The organism is Komagataeibacter xylinus NBRC 15237 (genome assembly GCF_001571345.1).
Taxonomy (GTDB): domain Bacteria; phylum Pseudomonadota; class Alphaproteobacteria; order Acetobacterales; family Acetobacteraceae; genus Komagataeibacter; species Komagataeibacter xylinus.
In genome coordinates this window covers 1-16787 of record NZ_BCTP01000033.1, presented here as the reverse complement: position 1 = coordinate 16787, position 16787 = coordinate 1, and the positions used below count along the sequence as shown (strand labels likewise).

General features: G+C 67.1%; 16 protein-coding genes and 1 riboswitch. Of the genes, 12 read left to right on the top strand and 4 right to left on the bottom strand.

Annotation, left to right across the window (positions count from 1 at the left end):
• Positions 1 to 20 precede the first annotated feature (20 nt).
• Together GXY01S_RS12055 and GXY01S_RS12050 are read right to left on the bottom strand one after the other, a co-directional pair.
• Positions 21 to 1112 (bottom strand): branched-chain amino acid aminotransferase, encoded by a 1092-nt coding sequence (locus GXY01S_RS12055; protein ID WP_061275447.1) that lies wholly within the window; start codon positions 1110 to 1112, stop codon positions 21 to 23.
• A 141-nt stretch (positions 1113 to 1253) separates the two neighbouring features.
• Positions 1254 to 2105 carry a nitroreductase family protein gene (locus GXY01S_RS12050; protein WP_061275419.1) on the bottom strand — a complete coding sequence of 284 codons (852 nt, stop codon included), beginning with the start codon at positions 2103 to 2105 and terminating at the stop codon, positions 1254 to 1256.
• A gap of 317 nt (positions 2106 to 2422) precedes the next feature.
• Between GXY01S_RS12050 and acuI the strand changes: the two genes are divergently transcribed.
• Complete coding sequence (acuI, locus tag GXY01S_RS12045; protein ID WP_061275417.1) at positions 2423 to 3403, top strand: acrylyl-CoA reductase (NADPH); 981 nt, start codon at positions 2423 to 2425, stop codon at positions 3401 to 3403.
• 181 nt (positions 3404 to 3584) lie between these two features.
• Here the strand turns inward: acuI and GXY01S_RS12040 are convergent, their stop codons facing one another.
• Positions 3585 to 3806 carry a CbtB domain-containing protein gene (locus tag GXY01S_RS12040; RefSeq protein WP_061275445.1) on the bottom strand — a complete coding sequence of 74 codons (222 nt, stop codon included), beginning with the start codon at positions 3804 to 3806 and terminating at the stop codon, positions 3585 to 3587.
• Positions 3807 to 3971: 165 nt separating this feature from the next.
• Here GXY01S_RS12040 and GXY01S_RS12035 point away from each other — a divergent pair, with 165 nt between their 5' ends.
• From GXY01S_RS12035 to cobJ, 8 genes are all read left to right on the top strand, one after another.
• Positions 3972 to 4505 carry a histidine phosphatase family protein gene (locus GXY01S_RS12035; protein WP_061275415.1) on the top strand — a complete coding sequence of 178 codons (534 nt, stop codon included), beginning with the start codon at positions 3972 to 3974 and terminating at the stop codon, positions 4503 to 4505.
• A gap of 39 nt (positions 4506 to 4544) precedes the next feature.
• Positions 4545 to 4774: riboswitch (cobalamin riboswitch) on the top strand.
• Positions 4775 to 4919: 145 nt separating this feature from the next.
• Positions 4920 to 5318, top strand: coding sequence for a DUF1636 family protein (locus GXY01S_RS12030; protein ID WP_061275412.1), 399 nt, complete (start codon positions 4920 to 4922; stop codon positions 5316 to 5318).
• A 5-nt stretch (positions 5319 to 5323) separates the two neighbouring features.
• On the top strand, positions 5324 to 6376 hold the full coding sequence (gene cobW / locus GXY01S_RS12025) for a cobalamin biosynthesis protein CobW (RefSeq protein WP_061275409.1): 1053 nt from the start codon (positions 5324 to 5326) through the stop codon (positions 6374 to 6376).
• A gap of 25 nt (positions 6377 to 6401) precedes the next feature.
• Complete coding sequence (gene cobN / locus GXY01S_RS12020; RefSeq protein WP_061275407.1) at positions 6402 to 9767, top strand: cobaltochelatase subunit CobN; 3366 nt, start codon at positions 6402 to 6404, stop codon at positions 9765 to 9767.
• Positions 9764 to 10987 (top strand): precorrin-3B synthase, encoded by a 1224-nt coding sequence (gene cobG / locus GXY01S_RS12015; protein WP_061275404.1) that lies wholly within the window; start codon positions 9764 to 9766, stop codon positions 10985 to 10987. Before cobN ends, cobG begins: the two co-directional genes overlap by 4 nt.
• The gene (locus GXY01S_RS12010) at positions 10984 to 11625 is read left to right on the top strand and encodes a precorrin-8X methylmutase (RefSeq protein WP_061275402.1); all 642 of its coding nucleotides are present in this window, start codon (positions 10984 to 10986) and stop codon (positions 11623 to 11625) included. Before cobG ends, GXY01S_RS12010 begins: the two co-directional genes overlap by 4 nt.
• The gene (locus GXY01S_RS12005) at positions 11622 to 12347 is read left to right on the top strand and encodes a precorrin-2 C(20)-methyltransferase (RefSeq protein WP_061275400.1); all 726 of its coding nucleotides are present in this window, start codon (positions 11622 to 11624) and stop codon (positions 12345 to 12347) included. Before GXY01S_RS12010 ends, GXY01S_RS12005 begins: the two co-directional genes overlap by 4 nt.
• Complete coding sequence (gene cobJ / locus GXY01S_RS12000; protein ID WP_061275397.1) at positions 12344 to 13105, top strand: precorrin-3B C(17)-methyltransferase; 762 nt, start codon at positions 12344 to 12346, stop codon at positions 13103 to 13105. Before GXY01S_RS12005 ends, cobJ begins: the two co-directional genes overlap by 4 nt.
• Before the next feature lie 87 nt (positions 13106 to 13192).
• Here cobJ and GXY01S_RS11995 read toward each other — a convergent pair whose 3' ends face one another.
• Positions 13193 to 13966 (bottom strand): cobalt-precorrin-6A reductase, encoded by a 774-nt coding sequence (locus tag GXY01S_RS11995; RefSeq protein WP_061275395.1) that lies wholly within the window; start codon positions 13964 to 13966, stop codon positions 13193 to 13195.
• Positions 13967 to 13998: 32 nt separating this feature from the next.
• Between GXY01S_RS11995 and GXY01S_RS11990 the strand changes: the two genes are divergently transcribed.
• The 3 genes from GXY01S_RS11990 to cobM are packed head-to-tail and all read left to right on the top strand — an operon-like array spanning position 13999 to position 16357.
• Positions 13999 to 15237: a bifunctional cobalt-precorrin-7 (C(5))-methyltransferase/cobalt-precorrin-6B (C(15))-methyltransferase gene (locus tag GXY01S_RS11990; RefSeq protein WP_061275393.1), complete on the top strand. Its 1239-nt coding sequence runs from the start codon at positions 13999 to 14001 to the stop codon at positions 15235 to 15237.
• A complete protein-coding gene (locus GXY01S_RS11985) occupies positions 15234 to 15608 on the top strand; it encodes a cobalamin biosynthesis protein (protein WP_061275391.1) in 375 nt (124 codons plus the stop codon). The genes GXY01S_RS11990 and GXY01S_RS11985 overlap by 4 nt, the downstream gene beginning before the upstream one ends.
• A complete protein-coding gene (gene cobM, locus GXY01S_RS11980) occupies positions 15605 to 16357 on the top strand; it encodes a precorrin-4 C(11)-methyltransferase (RefSeq protein ID WP_061275389.1) in 753 nt (250 codons plus the stop codon). The genes GXY01S_RS11985 and cobM overlap by 4 nt, the downstream gene beginning before the upstream one ends.
• Positions 16358 to 16787: the final 430 nt, after the last annotated feature.

Sequence of the window (16787 nt, the reverse complement as noted above, 5' to 3'; positions counted from 1 at the left end):
ACCAAAAACTTCTTCTGGGTTCAGATCACCTTTTCCACCCAGCCATGGGTGTCGGGCGCCGTGCCGCGCTGGATGCCGATCAGGGCATTGCGCAGCTTTTCGGTCACCGGGCCAATGCCCGCGCCGTTGCCAATCACCGCCTCGCCCTTATGGCCACGGAAGCGCCCGATGGGCGAGACCACCGCCGCCGTGCCGCAGGCAAACACTTCCTTCAGGCGGCCCGAGGCGGCATCGGCATAAAGCTGGTCAATGGCGTAAGGCTCCTCGCGCACATTCAGGCCCATCTCACGCGCCAGGGTGAGCAGCGAATCGCGGGTGATGCCACGCAGGATGGTGCCGGTCAGCGGCGGAGTGGCAATCGAGCCGTCATCGAACACGAAGAACACGTTCATGCCGCCCATTTCCTCGATCCAGCGGCGCTCCACCGCATCAAGGAACAGCACCTGCGCGCAGCCATGGCCCTTGGCTTCCTGCTGGGCCAGCAGGCTTGCCGCATAGTTGCCACCGCACTTGGCCTCGCCCGTGCCGCCGGGGGCGGCGCGACAGAAATCGGACACCCACACGCTCACCGCTTCCGCCCCGAAATACGCCCCCACGGGCGAGGCAATGACCATGAACAGGTATTCCGACGCGGGCTTGACGCCAAGGAACGTCTCGCTCGCAATCATGTAGGGGCGGATGTAAAGGCTCTCATCCGGCTTGCCCGGCACCCAGGCATGGTCCACGCGCACAAGCTGGCGCACGGCCTCGACAAACACGTCTTCGGGCAGTTCGGCCATGGCAAGGCGTGCCGCCGATTTGCGGAAGCGCGCGGCATTGGCCTGCGGGCGGAACAGGGTGATGCCGCCTTCCGCCGTGCGGTAGGCTTTCATGCCCTCGAAAATTTCCTGCGCGTAGTGCAGCACGGCCGCCGCCGGGTCGATGGTGAACGGCGCATAAGGCTGTACGCGGGCATCGTGCCACCCCTTGCCTTCCTGGTAGCGGATCACGACCATGTTGTCGGTAAAGACACGCCCGAAACCGGGATTGGCCAGAATTTCCGCCCGGCGCTCGGGCGAGACCGGGTTCGCGGAGGGTGAAAGCGTGAAGGGAAGGGAAGTGGCGCTGTCCATAGCCGTTATTTCTCTTTCATCATGGCGCTGGCGCGCCATACGGAGCGCGCCCCTGCCCGCCTCAAGCCGCGGGCAACCACATCAGAAGTTCACCAGAACATTGCGCCGGTCAACCCCGCCCTGTGCGCATGACCCCTGCTTTTACGCCTTGCCCAGCACAAAACCCAAGGCACGCAGGGTGGCGGGCAGGTGCTCGCGGCCATGGAGCGCGCCAACATCGCCAAGCCGCGCCACCACACTCTCGCTCCAGCTCCGCGCGCCCGCGCGGCTGGCTTCGAGGCAGGCGTCATAAGCCCTGATGCTGGCATCATCGGTAGCAGTGGCAGGGTTGTAGCGTTCCTCATGCAGCACCGAAGCCTGCGGCAGGCGCGGCTTGATGGCGGTGGGGCGGGCGCGGTCGGGGTAGCCCACGCTCATGCCAAACAGCGCGAATGTCCTGGGCGGCAGGCCAAGCTCGGCGGCAATGGCCTCTGGCTGGTTGCGCACGGCACCCACGTACACGATTCCCAACCCGTAGGATTCAAACGTCGCCGCCGCGTTCTGCCCCGCCAGCGCCGTATCCACCACGCCGCCCAGAAATGTATCGAGGCAGTCCAGCCCCGGCAGTGCGTGGCCCTGCGCATAGCCCACATGCTCAAGGCGCGACAGGTCCACCACCCACGCCAGGAACAGCGGCGCCTGCGCGATGAAAGCCTGATCACCCGCTATTCTGGCCAGCCGGGCGCGGCGCGCGGGGTCGCGCACGGCAATCACGCTCCACGCCTGCAGGTTGCATGAACTCGAGGCCGACTGGGCGGCGGCAATCGCTGCCTCCACCACGCCTTCAGGCAGGGGGGCGGGGCTGAAATGCCGCACGGAGCGATGCGCCATGAGGCTGCGTGCCACCGGGCTTTCGGGCAGCGGTTTTTCAGGCGGCTTCGTGCCATAACGGGCCTGCCACAGCGCGTTCATGGAGGACTGGGCGGAAAAGGAAGTAACGGGACTGTCGGACATAGGCATGCCTCCTGCCTGTGCAATGCTGGCTGAAAAAGCAGCACACCACAGCGCAACAGGCACAGGTAGCGGGGCGATCTCACACCTGCCCTGCGCATTTTCATGCCACGGGCGGGCGCATGGGGGCCGTGCGCCAGCCGCCCGTTTGCGCATGGCCCGATTTCTGGAAAATTTGGTTCCAGATCAGTTGTTTATTGCAATCCGTCCATCACGTTCATGCGAAATCACACGGCTGTAAATAGCGAAGACCCTCCTCAAGGGCGCATGAAGGCCCGGCACGCTCCCGTTCTCACCCCCCAGCAAGGAAACCCGCCCGCATGTTCGAGGCCCTCATGATCCGCCAGGCCAATGGCGAGACCACCACCCGGCTGGAACAGCTCGACCCCGCAAGCCTGCCGCAGGGCGATGTAACGGTTGCGGTCGCGCAATCCAGCCTGAACTACAAGGATGCCCTGGCCATGACGCGCGGCGCGCCGGTGGTGCGGCATTTTCCCATGATTCCGGGCATCGACCTTGCAGGCCGCGTCCTTCACTCCGATGACCCGGTCTTCCGCCCCGGCGATCAGGTGCTGGCCACTGGCTGGGGGCTGGGAGAAAAGCATTGGGGCGGCCTGGCTGGCATGGCCCGCCTGCCGGGGCGGTGGCTGCTGCCGCACCCGGCGGGCCTGTCGGGGCGGCAGGTGATGGGAATCGGCACGGCGGGCTTTACGGCCATGCTGTGCGTAATGGCATTGGAAGAGGGCGGGCTGACACCTGCCTCCGGCCCCATCATCGTAAGTGGCGCGGGCGGCGGCGTGGGTGGCATGGCCGTGATGCTGCTGGCGCAACTGGGCTATCAGGTGGTGGCGGTAACGGGGCGGGCGCAACTCCAGGCCTATCTGACCAGCCTGGGTGCTGCCGGAGTGCTGCCGCGCGAGGCGCTGGCCCCTACCGGCAAACCGCTGGAAAAGGCGCGCTGGGCGGGCGGGATTGACGTGGTGGGGGGCGAAGTGCTGGCCACGATGTGCGCCTCCGTCACGCATGGCGGCACGGTGGCGGCCTGCGGGCTGGCCGGGGGCATGACCCTGCCGCTGACGGTGGCCCCCTTCATCCTGCGCAATGTGCGCCTGCAGGGAATCGACAGCGTGATGTGCCCCCGCCCCCGCCGCATGACAGCCTGGGCGCGGCTGGCGCGTGACATCGACCCCACCCGGCTGGACAGCATGCTGCATGACGCAGCCCTGGCCGAGGTGCCCGACATCGCGCCGCGCCTGCTGGCGGGGCATATAAGGGGGCGGACGGTCGTCCACCTTGACTGATTGAAAATAACAAAAGTTTTTGGGTGCCGCCTTTTTTCAAAAAGGCGGCGTTCCTTGAAGCTTTTTGAAAAAAGCTTCACCAAAAACTTCTGCTTTTGAAGCAGGCAATAAAAAACGGCAGGCGCGAGGGGCGCATGCCGTTCTTCACATCAGGCCATGCGGGGCGGATGCCCCGCGCCCCTTAGTGGCAGGGGAAGCCAAGCAGATGGCGGCCATCATGCACGAATTCATGCACATAATGCCCGGAAATGAGCGAAGTCGCCCCCTGCTCCGCGCCAACGAAGTAGATCAGCAGCGAGGCCAGAACCAGCCCGAACACACCCCACGGCAGCAGGTCGCGCACCGGGATGGCAACCGGCGGGGCGGCAATATTGGCGGACAGGACGGATGTGTCTTGGCTCATGCTGAAAAACTCCATGGATCATGCTCGACCCGGAGCAGTATGGCATGACAGGGCGGCATGCAATGCCCTTGCCGTGTAACCGGATCTTCCACCATAGTTTCAAAATCGACCGGCAAGGTCAATCATCCATTGCTCGCCCCACCCTTTCGGGCCACGCAGGGCATCATGAACCAGAGCCTGACCTGCATTGCCCTGCCCGCGCCCGATGACCTGCGCCGGGGCGTCATACCCGCGCGTGACGCCGCTCCCACCCTGCCCGCGGGCTTCATGGACACCCTGCCGCCAGCCGACCGCCTTTTCGTGCCCCCCGCCCTGAGCCACGCCATCGGGCCCACTGCCTGCGAAGCCGTGCCCGCCCTGAATGCTGCTGACATGGGATCATGGCATGGGCTGTCGCTCAAGGCCCTGCCCCCTGCCGATCTGGCCCGCTGGGTGGGGGATGCCAGCTTTGCCCCGCCGGGGGGTGAAAGCCGCGACTCGCTGCTGCGCCGCGCCGGCGCATGGCTGGCAGCCCTCCCCGCAACGCCCGCGCGCATGCTGGTGCTGGCCGATGCCACGACCATCCGCGCCCTTGCCATCGCGGCCCTTGGGGGCGATGGCGCCATGATGACACGGCTGGATATCGCCCCCCTGACCCGCACTGTGCTCACCCGCCACGCCACATGGCGGCTGGCCACGAGCGGCGCGCCCTGGCCCTGAAACCGGCCGTGCTTTTTTTGACAGCGCGGCCCGCAATCGGCTAGATCGGCCCCTGATGGTTCCCCCAACAGGGAGAATAGGGAAGACGGTGCGCCTTATGGCAATTCCGTCGCTGCCCCCGCAACTGTAGGTGGTCGAATCCGGCCCGGTGCCCGCACCGGCCCCGCCACTGGCCCCATAAGGGCCGGGAAGGCTGCCGGATATTGAGAGCGTGCCCCGCCGCGCCCTTCGCCACAAGCCAGGAGACCTGCCATCCCCGCCCGTGCGGGATATATACCGTTTCGATCGCATGGCTGGCGGGGTGCCCGGCACGCGACTGGCCACCACCCGGCAAACCACTGCCGGGCGGGGCATGACCGCGCACCCCGCTTTTCTGCCGCCCGCGCGGCAGCGCCGCGAAAGGGCACGGACCAGATGAATGCTTCTTCCCCGCCAGACACCACCCCTGCTCCGCCCGTGCACCTGCATGTGTGCGTGACCTGCCGCCGGGGCCTGCCCGCATCGGACAACCCGCAGGGCAGGCAACTGCACGATGCCATGCAGGCGCTGGCCAAGGGCAACCCCGACATTGTGGTGCATGAAGTCGCCTGCCTTGCCGCCTGCAACGACGGCTGCACCGCCGTGGTCGCCACGCCGGGCAAATGGGGCTGGCTACTGGCCAACCTTGGCCCTGAAAAGGCGGCCGACCTGCTGACCTTTATCGACGCCTATGCCGCATCGGCCAAAGGCACCGTCATGCCCTCGCGCAGGCCCGCAAGCCTGAGCGACATGGTGCGCGGCCGCTTTCCCGCATCCCTCTTTTCCGGAGTCTGACCACCATGAACACTGCCACCACGGCCCGCGCCAAAGTGCCTGTTACCGTCATCACCGGCTTTCTGGGCGCGGGCAAGACCACGCTTCTGCGCCATGTGCTGGCCAATGCCAAAGGCAGGCGCATTGCCATCGTGGTCAATGAATTCGGCACGCTGGGCATCGATGGCGACATGCTGCGCGCCTGCGGCGTGGAAGGCTGCACGGATGAGGATATTGTCGAGCTGACCAATGGCTGCCTGTGCTGCACCGTGGCCGACGACTTCCTGCCCACCATGGAGGCCCTGCTCGACCGCGCGACCCCGCCCGACCATATCGTGATCGAGACCTCCGGCCTCGCCCTGCCCAAGCCGCTGCTCAAGGCGTTCGGCTGGCCCACCATCCGCACGCGCATGACGGTTGATGGCGTCGTCACCGTGGTTGATGGCCCCGCCGTGGAAGCCGGCCGCTTTGCCGATGACCCCGCCGAAGTCGCCCGCCAGCAGGCAGCCGACCCCTCGCTCGACCACGACAACCCCCTTGCCGAGGTGTACGAGGACCAGCTCCTGTGCGCCGACCTCGTGGTGCTCAACAAGACCGACCTCATGACGCCCGCGCAGGCCGATACGGTCGAGGCTGCGATCCGCGCCGAGATCCCGCGCGCGGTCAAGGTCGTGCGCGCAACCGACGGGCAGGTTGACCCCGCCGTGCTGCTCGGCCTCGATGCGGCGGCGGAAGACGACCTCGATGCCCGCCCCTCGCACCATGATGCCGAGGGCGGCGAGCACGAGCATGATGATTTCGAGAGCTTCGTGCTGCCCATCCCCGAGCAGGACAGCGTGGAAGGCTTCATCACCCACCTGAAAAAACTGGCCGGACAGCACGACATCCTGCGCATGAAGGGCTACGCCACCGTGCGCGGCAAGGCCATGCGACTGGCCGTGCAGGGCGTTGGCAGCCGCTTTCGCCACCAGTTCGACCAGCCCGTGCCCAAGGATGGCCCGCGCACCGGCAACCTTGTGGTGATCGGCCAGAAGGGGCTGGATCAGGCCGCCATCGCGGCGGCACTGGCACAGGCGTAAGGCACGGACAGACGGGAGCCGCATCATGCACCTGCTGGCACGCGAGGTCCGCACGCTCGATGAAGCCGATCAGGCCGAAGACCTCGGCCATGCCCCGGCTGATATCTTGTTCCTGTCCTTTTCAGACAGCGACCTGCTGTGCCTCAACGCCGCCCACGCGGCAGGCGCCGCCCCCGAGGCCAGCCTGCGCACCGCAACGCTTGCGCGCCTGCGCCACCCCATGTCGATCGACCTGTACGTAGCCGACACCATCATGGAGTCGCGCTGCGTGGTGGTGCGGCTGCTCGGCGGGCTGGAATACTGGCGCTACGGGGTGGAGGAACTAGCACGGGCCTGCCAGCAGGCGGGCATTCCACTGGTGCTGCTGGCGGGCGACGGGCGCGATGATCCACGCCTTGCCGAACGCTCCACCGTGCCCGATGCCCTCCGCACACGGCTCGATGCCCTGCTGCGCACGGGCGGTGCCGCCAACACCGCCACCGCCCTGCGGCTCATGGCCCATATTGCCGGGCGCGGGCCGGATGATGGCGCGCCCGCCGAGCCGCTGCCGCCCGCGGGCGTGCTGCATGCCGCCAACCCGGCCCTGCCATTTCGCGCCATGGTGGTATTCTACCGCGCCCACCTGCTGGCCGCCGATATCGCGCCCATCACGGCACTGGCCGCTGAACTGGAGCGGCGCGGCATGGGGGCGGACCTTGTTTATGTCACCTCCCTCAAGAACCCGGATTCAGCGGCTTTCGTTACGGCCCGGCTGGCGGATGCGCCACCGGATGCCATCATAAACGCCACCTTCTTTTCCGCACGCGCCGGGGCGCAGAACCAGTCCCCGCTTGATGTGGCGGGCGTGCCGGTGTTGCAGGTGCAGCAGCCCGGCATTCCTCATGCGCTATGGCGCGACAGCGTGCGCGGCCTGTCGCAGGCCGACCTTGCCATGCAGGTGGTGCTGCCCGGACTTGATGGCCGTATCCCTGCCTTCCCCATTTCCTTCAAGGACGACACCACTCCCGGCCAGCCCGCCCGCCATGTGCCCTATGCGCAGGGCATTGCGCTGACCGCCGCCCGCGCGCTGGGCTGGGCGCGGCTGGGGCATGAGCTACCTGACCAGCGGCGCATCGGCATCATCCTCTCCGACTACCCCGGCGCACAGGGTGCCCCCACCGGGCAGGCCGCACATGCCGTGGGGCTGGACAGTTTTGCAAGCCTTGAACACATCCTGAGCCTGCTTCACGCAGCGGGCTATGACACGGGCGATACGCCCACGGCGGACCAACTGGTGCATGCACTGGCCCGCGCGCCTGCCACGCCCTTTGTTTCGGTTGCGACCTATCGCGCGTGGCTCGAAGCCCTGCCGCAGGCGCTGCGTGACCAGCTTGCCGCCTGTTGGGGTGCGCCGGAGGATGACCCTTCCGTGCGCGATGGCCGGTTCACCCTGCGCCACCTGCATGCAGGCCACATCCTGATGGCGCTGCAACCCGACCGGGGCACGACAACCGACCGCCACGGCGGCTACCATGACCCCGACACCCCCCCGCGCCATGCCTATGTGGCCTTCTACCTGTGGCTGCGCCATGGCTGCGGGCTGGACGCCATGGTGCATCTGGGCACGCATGGCACGCTGGAATGGCTGCCGGGCAAGGCGGCGGCGCCATCGGCTGAATGCTGGCCCTCGGTGCTGGTGGGGGGGCTGCCGGTCATCTACCCCTTTATCGTCAACAACCCCGGCGAGGCGGCGGCGGCGCGGCGCAGGCTGGGCGCCGTGACCATCGGCCACATGACGCCACCCATCGCGCCCGTGAACAGCGCAGGCGCCGATACCGGCGAACTCGAACGCCTGATTGACGAATATGCCGCAGCCGACGGGCTGGACCGCAGGCGCGGCGCCATCCTGCGTGGCGAGATCCTGCAACGCGCGGATGATCTGGGCCTGCTCGACGAAGGCGGCATTGCCCGCGCCGATAACGAGGATGAAGCCCTCGCCCGGCTCGATGCCTATCTGTGCGATGTAAAGGACCTTCAGATCCGCGACGGGCTGCATGTGTTTGGCCGCCCCCCCACCCGGACAGTGGAACTGGCCCATGCCATCACCCGCGCCTGTGGCGAAAACGCGCCAGCCGACCTGCCTGCCCGCCTGCATGCCTGCGGCGCGGCGGAGGCCGCCGCCCTGCTGGCCGCCCTTGATGGGCGATTCGTGCCAGCAGGCCCCGCAGGTGCCCCCACCCGTGGCCGGGCCGACGTGCTGCCCACGGGGCGCAACCTCTATGCCATGGACCCCCGCGCCATTCCCACCCGCTCGGCGCTGGTGCTGGCCGGGCGCACGGCGGCGCTGTTGCTGGAGGAACACCTGCAGGATCAGGGCGAACCGCTGCGCGCGCTGGTTATCGACCTGTGGGCCTCGGCCAGCCTGCGCACCGGCGGCGAGGACTTGGCCCTGGCCCTGCTGCTGATGGGCGTGAAACCGGTATGGGATGGCGCATCGGGGCGCGTAAGCGGCATCGAGGTCATTCCCATGGCAGCACTCGACCGCCCGCGCGTGGATGTGACGCTGCGCCTGTCGGGGCTGTTCCGTGATGCCTTTCCCGGCCAGATCGCGCTGTTCGAGCAGGCGGTGCAGGCCATTGCCGCCCGCACGTTCGAGGCCCCCGACCTTAACCCGCTGGCCGCCAGCACCGCAGGGCTTGAAGGAACAGCCCGGCACACCGCCACCGCCCGCATGTTTGGCGCAGCCCCCGGCACTTATGGCACGGGAGTAGAAGATGTGCTGGCCAGTGGCCAGTGGCGCGAACGCGACGGGCTGGGACAGGCATGGCTTGATGGCTCGGCGTGGACCTATGGCGGCGGGCGCGAAGGCGGGAAGGCACCTGACATCCTGGCCGGGCGCATGGCGCAGGCGGGCGTGCTGCTGCATGTGCAAGACCATGCCGAGACCGATATCCTCGAGAGCGTGGACATGGCCACCCATGAGGGCGGCATGGCGGCGGCCGCCACGATGCTGGGCAACACGCCCCGCCTTGTGCACGGCGATACATCACGCCCCGACGCCCCCCGCCTGCGCGGCACGGTGCAGGAGGTGGCCCGCGTGGTGCGCGGGCGGCTGGCCAACCCGGCCTGGCTTGCGGGCATGCGCCGCCATGGCTACCGGGGGGCCGCCGAGATCGCGCGCGGCGTGGAAGCCCTGCACGGCTTTGCCGCCACCATGCCCGCGCGCTTCGACCGGCAGTTCGACCTCGCCTTCAGCCGCCTGCTCGATGACCCGGAAATGGACGCCTTCGTGCTCGCGGCCAACCCCGATGCCCATGCCGCGATCCGCCGCCTCATGGCCGATGCCCTGCGCCGCGACCTGTGGCGGCCACGCAGCAATAGTGCCGCCATGCTGCTGGACCCCGCGCCATGACCACGGCCCCTTCCGTGCGCGGCTGGTGCCCCGGCCTGCACACCCCAATGGAGGCCGCCGATGGCTGGCTGGTGCGCGTGCGCCCGCCGCTTGGCCGCCTGTCCGCCACGCAGGCCCACACCATAGCCCGCGCCGCCCGCACGCATGGCAACGGGCTGATTGAACTGACCAGCCGGGGCAACCTGCAACTGCGTGGCCTGACACCGGACAGCGCCCGCGCCTTCGCCCGCGACATGGCGGATGCAGGCCTTGCCAGCCCTGACGCCGCGACCGAGGCCCGGCGGGGCCTGCTGCTCTCGCCTTTGGCGGGCATCGACCCTGATGCCGCACCCGATGCCCCCGCCATCATCCACGCCCTTGATGCCGCACTGGCCGGAGCCGATACCCTGCGCGGCCTGCCCGCCAAGTTCGTGATTGCGGTGGAGTGCGGCGGTTATGTGCCCGCAGGCATGCTGCGGGCTGATATCGTGGTGCGGACGCAGGAGACTGGCTGGCTGGTGGTGTGTGGCGCGCGCGCCCTGCCCTGCCCTGCCGCCGCCATTGCCCCCACGGTGCTTGCGCTGGCACACGCATTGGCGGCCTGTAGTGGCCGCCCCCTGCGCGATCCGGCCCTTGGCGCGCGGGCCTTTGCCCGCCTTGGCCAGCTTGAGGCCACACGGGCAGCCCCCCCCACCACGGCGCATGCGCCCTGCCTCGCTGGCCCCCTGCCCGGCCACGCTACGGGTGCTGCACTCCCCCCCGGCCCGATGGAAGCAGACCTGCTCGATGCCGTGGCGCAATGGTCCGTGCAGGCGGGCAACGGCCACATGCGCATTACCCCCCAGCGCGCAATCGTGTTTGAAGACTGCGCCACCGCCCCGCCCCTGCCCGGCCTGATCACGCATGCGGATGACCCGCGCCTGCGCATCAGCGCCTGCATCGGCACGCGCGGCTGTGGCTGCGCCGCGCGTGACGTGATTGCCGATGCCGCCCTTCTGGCCCCCGACCTGCCCGCGCGGGCCACGCTGCACGTATCGGGCTGCCCCAAGGGCTGCGCCCACCCCACGCCTGCCGACATCACGCTGGTGGCGCAGCCGGATGGCTATGGCCTGTGCCCGCATGGCCGGGCGGCTGATACGCCTGTAGACAACGGGCTTTCGCTGGCACAGATACAGCACATCCTGCGGGGCTGGCCCCGCAACCTGACCACGCCACGGAACGGGAGAACCCAACCGGCATGACCGCGCAAACGGAACCGTACGACTACATTCACGACGGGGCGGCGATCTATGCCCGTTCCTTTGCCATCATCCGTGAAGAAGCCGACCTGGGCGGCCTGAGTGAGGCCGAAGCCCGCGTGGTGGTGCGCATCATCCACGCCTGCGGCATGGTGGATGTGGCGAAAGCCGTGCGCATGTCGCCCGATTTCGTGGCCAGCGCGCAGGCGGCGCTGAAGGCAGGCAGGCCCATACTGTGCGATGCCAACATGGTCGCCCACGGCGTGACCCGCGCGCGCCTGCCTGCCGATAACCCGGTCATCTGCACCCTGCGCGACCCGCGCACGCCGGAAATTGCGAAACAGATCGGCAATACCCGTTCAGCCGCAGCAATGGACCTGTGGGGTGCTGAGCTGGATGGTGCCGTGGTGGCCATTGGCAATGCGCCCACGGCCCTGTTTCACCTGCTGGAGATGATCCGCGCGGGCGCGCCCCGCCCGGCTGCCGTGATCGGCATGCCGGTGGGCTTTGTGGGTGCCGCCGAATCGAAGGAGGCGCTGGCCGAATTTGGCGACCTGCCCTTCATCATCGTGCGCGGCAGGCTGGGCGGCAGCGCCATGGCGGCGGCCACCGTCAATGCGCTGGCGAGTGACACGGAATGAGCACGGGCCGCCTGTCCATACTCGGCATGGGGCCGGGTGACCCCGAACTCATGACACTGAAGGCTGCGCGCCTTTTGCGTGAAAGCCCGGTGGTTGGCTGGTTCTGCCGCCACGACCGCCCCGGCCATGCCCGCCAGATTGCAGGCGACATGATTGGCCCTGACGCCACCACGCTGCGCTTCGCCTACCCCTTCACCACCGAGATTTCGGTCAGCGACCCCGCTTACCTCATGCGCATGGGCCAGTTCTATGATGACTGCGCGGCCCGGGTCGCCACCCACCTTGAGGCAGGCCAGGACGTAGCGCTTCTGTGCGAGGGTGATCCGTTCCTGTTTGGCTCGGCGATGTATGTGTTCGACCGGCTGCATGAGCGTTTCGAGTGCGCCATCGTGCCCGGCATTACCGCCATGAGCGGCTGCTGGTCGGCAGCACAGCGCCCCATGGTGCATGGCGATGACGTGCTGTGCGTCATCCCCGGCACGCTGGATGAGGCAGCACTGGTGGCTTGGCTGGAAAAAGCCGATGCCGCCGTGATCATGAAGCTGGGCCGCAACCTTGAAAAAGTGCGCACTGCCTTGCGCCGCACCGGGCGCGAGGGGCGTGCGATCTATGTGGAACGCGCCAGCCAGCCCGCCCAGCGCTGCCTGAAACTGACCGAGATGACCGGGCCTGCCCCCTATTTCTCCATCATCCTCGTGCCGGGGCGGGAGGGCGCGCGATGAGTGGCCGCATCTTTGTCGTGGGCCTCGGCCCGGGTGCTGCAAACCAGCGCACCCCGCAGGCTGATGCCGCACTGGCGCAGGCCACCGACCTGATCGGCTACGCGCCCTATGTGGCCCGCGTGCAGGCAGGCCCCGACGTGGTGCGCCATGCCAGCGATAACCGCGTGGAGCTTGAACGCGCCCAGCACGCCATTGAACTGGCGCTGGCAGGGCGCACGGTTGCGGTCGTGTCGGGTGGCGATGCGGGCGTGTTCGGCATGGCCAGTGCGGTGTTCGAGGCGATTGACCACGGCCCCGATGCGTGGCGCGGGGTGGAGGTGACGGTCATTCCCGGCGTCTCGGCCGTGCTGGCCGCCGCCGCCCGGCTGGGCGCGCCGCTGGGCGGGGATTTCTGCGTCATTTCGCTGTCCGACAACCTCAAGCCGCAGGAGGTCGTGCACAAACGTCTGGCGGCGGCGGCGGAGGCCGGGCTGGTGATGGCGCTGTACAACCCGCGCTCGAAAGCCCGCCCGCACCAGTTGGGCGAGGCGTTCGCCCTGCTGCGCACCATCCTGCCCGGTTCGGTTCCGGTTGCCTTCGCCCGCGCCATTGGTCGCCCCGATGAGCGCGTGATCCTGACCGATATCGCCCATGCCGACCCTGAGCAGGTGGATATGAGCACGCTGGTGCTGATCGGTTGCCCGCTGACCCACACCATTGAGCGGGCAAATGGGGAAAAATGGCTCTACACCGCGCGGCGGGTGGATAAGGCAGGATAAAAGTTTCCGGGTGCCGCCTTTTTTCAAAAAGGCGGCGTCTTTTCGAAGCTTTTTGAAAAAAGCTTCACCAAAAACTTCTTATTGATTCTAGGGTTTTTCGTGAGCAGGTTTTCCACACAATCCCGACAGGCTTTCCAGCCATGCCATGGTAGCCGTGGCATCCGTTACGGTCTCAGCCGGGGCCACGGGCGGCCGTTCGACCATGATCACGCCAAGGCCCAGCCTGCGGGCCGCCGCGAGCTTGGCCTGTGTTGCCGTGCCGCCGGAATTCTTGGTCACGATCACATCAATCCGTTCCCGGCGCAAAAGCGCTTCCTCGCCCGCTTCATCAAACGGGCCACGGGCCAGCAGCAGCCGCGTGCCCGCAGGCAGCAAGGCGGGATCAGGCGCATCCACGCAACGCAGCAGCCAGTCATGCCGCCCCACATGATGGAAGGGCAGCAGGTCCTTGCGCCCCACGGTCAGCAGCACGCGGCGGGGTGTAGTGCCCAATGCGTCCGCTGCGGCCTGCATGTCGGGCACGCGGGTCCAGCGATCGCCCACAACAGGCGTCCAGCCGGGGCGCTGCACGCGCAGCAGCCTTACATGGGCCTGCGTGCAGGCGGCCACCGCATGATTGCTCATCTGCACGGCAAAGGGGTGGGTGGCGTCGATTACGACCTCGACATGATGGGCCACAAGCCACGCACGCAGACCGTCCACGCCGCCAAAACCGCCAATGCGTACATCAAGTCTGGGCAGGACCGGCGCGCGGGTGGCCCCGGCGAGCGAGACGGTAACCGCAAAACGGTCAGTCCGCTGCTCAAGTGCTGCATAAAGCTGGCGGGCCTCCGTCGTGCCGCCCAGAACCAGAACCCGCATCCCATCTTTCCCGCCTGTTGTGAGGCTACACCATGAGCACGCCATGGCTGCATGTTATCGGCATTGGCGAAGACGGTGTCGAGGGCCTGCCCGCCGCCGCCCGTGCGCTGGTTGCAGGCGCGGAACTTGTGGTGGGCGGCACGCGCCACCTTGCCCTGGCACGCCCCCTGATAACGGGCCAGACGCTGGCCTGGCCGCACCCGCTGGCCGATGGCATTGCCGAAGTGCTGCGCTGGCGGGGCAGGCGCGTGTGCGTGCTGGCCTCGGGCGATCCGTTCCTGTTCGGCATTGGCACGACACTGCGCCGTCATGTGGAACGGGCGGAGATGACGTGCCTGCCCGCGCCCTCCTGTGCTGCGCTGGCCTGCAACCTGCTGGGCTGGGCGGAGCAGGATGTGAGCGTGCTCTCGCTGTGTGGCCGCCCGATGGAGGCCATGGCCCCCGCACTGCAACCCGGTGGCAGGCTGGTCGTGCTCTCGGCTGATGAACACACGCCCCATGCCTTTGCCCGCTGGCTGGACGGGCGCGGTTTCGGGGCCTCCGTGCTGCATGTGCTCGGTGCGCTGGGCGGCCCGCGGCAAGGCCACCACACCGCCACGGTAGCCGAGACCGCGCGGGCCGAAGGGCCATTGCCGCCCCGGCTGAACCTGATGGCGCTGGAAGTGGTGGCTGACCGGAATGCGCAGGTCATCCCGCTGACCTGTGGCCTGCCGGACGGGATGTTCGACCATGACGGGCAGATCACCAAGCGCGAGATCCGGGCTGTCACCCTCTCGGTGCTGGCGCCACGGCGGGGTGAGATGCTGTGGGATATTGGCGGCGGCTCAGGCTCGATCAGCATTGAATGGATGCTGCGCCACCCGGCCAACCGCGCCATCGCCATTGAAAAGTCGCCCGCACGTGGTGCGCGGATTGCCCACAATGCGCTCGCCCTTGGCGTGCCCGGCCTGCGCGTGATGGCGGGCGAGGCACCCGCCATCCTGCCCCGCATGCGGGCCGAGGGACTGGATGCGCCCGATGCCATCTTCCTTGGCGGCGGCATCAGCAACCCCGGCATGCTCGAGGCGGCATGGGACGTATTGCGCCCCGGCGGGCGACTGGTGGCCAATGCCGTTACACTGGAAAGCGAGGGCGCGGTCATCGCCGCCCATGCCCGCCAGGGCGGCACGCTGACGCGGCTGCATGTGGAGCGGCTGGAGCCGATCGGGCGCTTTCACGGCTTTCGCCCCGGCATGACCGTGACCAGCTACACCGTGAGCAAACCCGCATGATCGTGGCCGGGCTGGGCCTGCGCAGCCTGTGCGATGCGCAGGCCCTCATTGCCCTTGTACTGGCCGCGCAGGAACGTTGTGGCAAGCAGGCGGCGCTTGTGGCCGTGCCCGCCTTCCGCTACCGCGAGGCGGGTGTGCAGGCAGCCGCCCGCCATCTGGGGCTGGCGCTGCGGGCGGTGACACACGATGAACTGCTGGCCGCCCAGCCGCGCTGCGTCACCCGGTCCCCCCGCGCGCAGGCCGCCCTTGGCGTGGCCTCGGTGGCGGAAGGCTGCGCGCTGGCGGCGGCAGGACTACACTCAAGGCTGATCGTGCCGCGCCTGACGGGCGGCGGTGCAACATGTGCCATGGCACAGGGAGAGGATGCATGACCGTACACTTCATTGGCGCAGGCCCCGGTGCCGCCGACCTGCTGACCCTGCGCGGGCGCGATCTGCTGGCAAAATGCCCGGTATGCCTGTACGCAGGCTCGATCGTGCCGACCGAGATGCTGGCCCACTGCCCGCCCGATGCGCGGCTGGTTGATACAGCACCCCTCACGCTCGACCTGATCGAGCAGGAATATATCCGCGCGCATAAAGCGGGGCAGGATGTGGCGCGGCTGCATTCGGGCGACCTTTCGGTGTACAGCGCCGTGGCCGAGCAGGTCCGCAGGCTCGACCGCAACGACATTCCATGGACCATGACCCCCGGCGTGCCTGCCTTTGCCGCCGCCGCCTCGGTGCTGGGGCGCGAACTGACCGTGCCGGAAGTGGCCCAGAGCGTGGTGCTGACGCGCGTGAGCGGCCGGGCCTCGGCCATGCCGGAGCGTGAGAAGCTGGCCGCGTTTGGTGCGACGGGCGCAACACTGGCCATCCATCTGGCCATTCACGTGCTGGACCAGATCGTGGCCGACCTCACACCGTTTTATGGCGCGGACTGCCCCGTGGCCATCGTGGCGCGCGCCACATGGCCCGACCAGCTCGTGCTGCGCGGCACGCTGGGCGACATTGGCGCAAAACTGGCCGAAAACCCCATCGAACGCACGGCGCTGGTGCTGGTGGGCCGGGCGCTGGGCATGCATGACTTCCGTGAAAGTGCGCTTTACAACGCCGATTACCACCGCCGCTTCCGCTCCTGAGGCGTGCAGAGCGTGTTTGGGAAAGAATAAAATTCCGTAGGCCGCTTTTTAGATAAAGCGGTCTTTCTCAAAGCTTTTTGAAAAAAGCTTTACCAAAAACTTTTATTAGTATAATTTTTTAAATACCATATATTATTACATAAAATATTTTATAATACAGAACGATATGCCAAATGAAGACGTCAAAAAACTACTCCTTTACATGATTGAGAAATATATTTCAGAACCGGGCCGGCGTAGTCGGCTGATTGATCTTGCCCTGTATGTCAAATATTCATTTGGAAAACCGCCTACAAAAGTAATCATGCACGATGTAATTTCACATATTTAGTAGTAAATAATCATATGTTATAAGAAAATATCCTCCAAAATGGCGTATATTTTTGAATAAATACTCTCCAATGAACAACATTATTTTAAAAAATAAAAG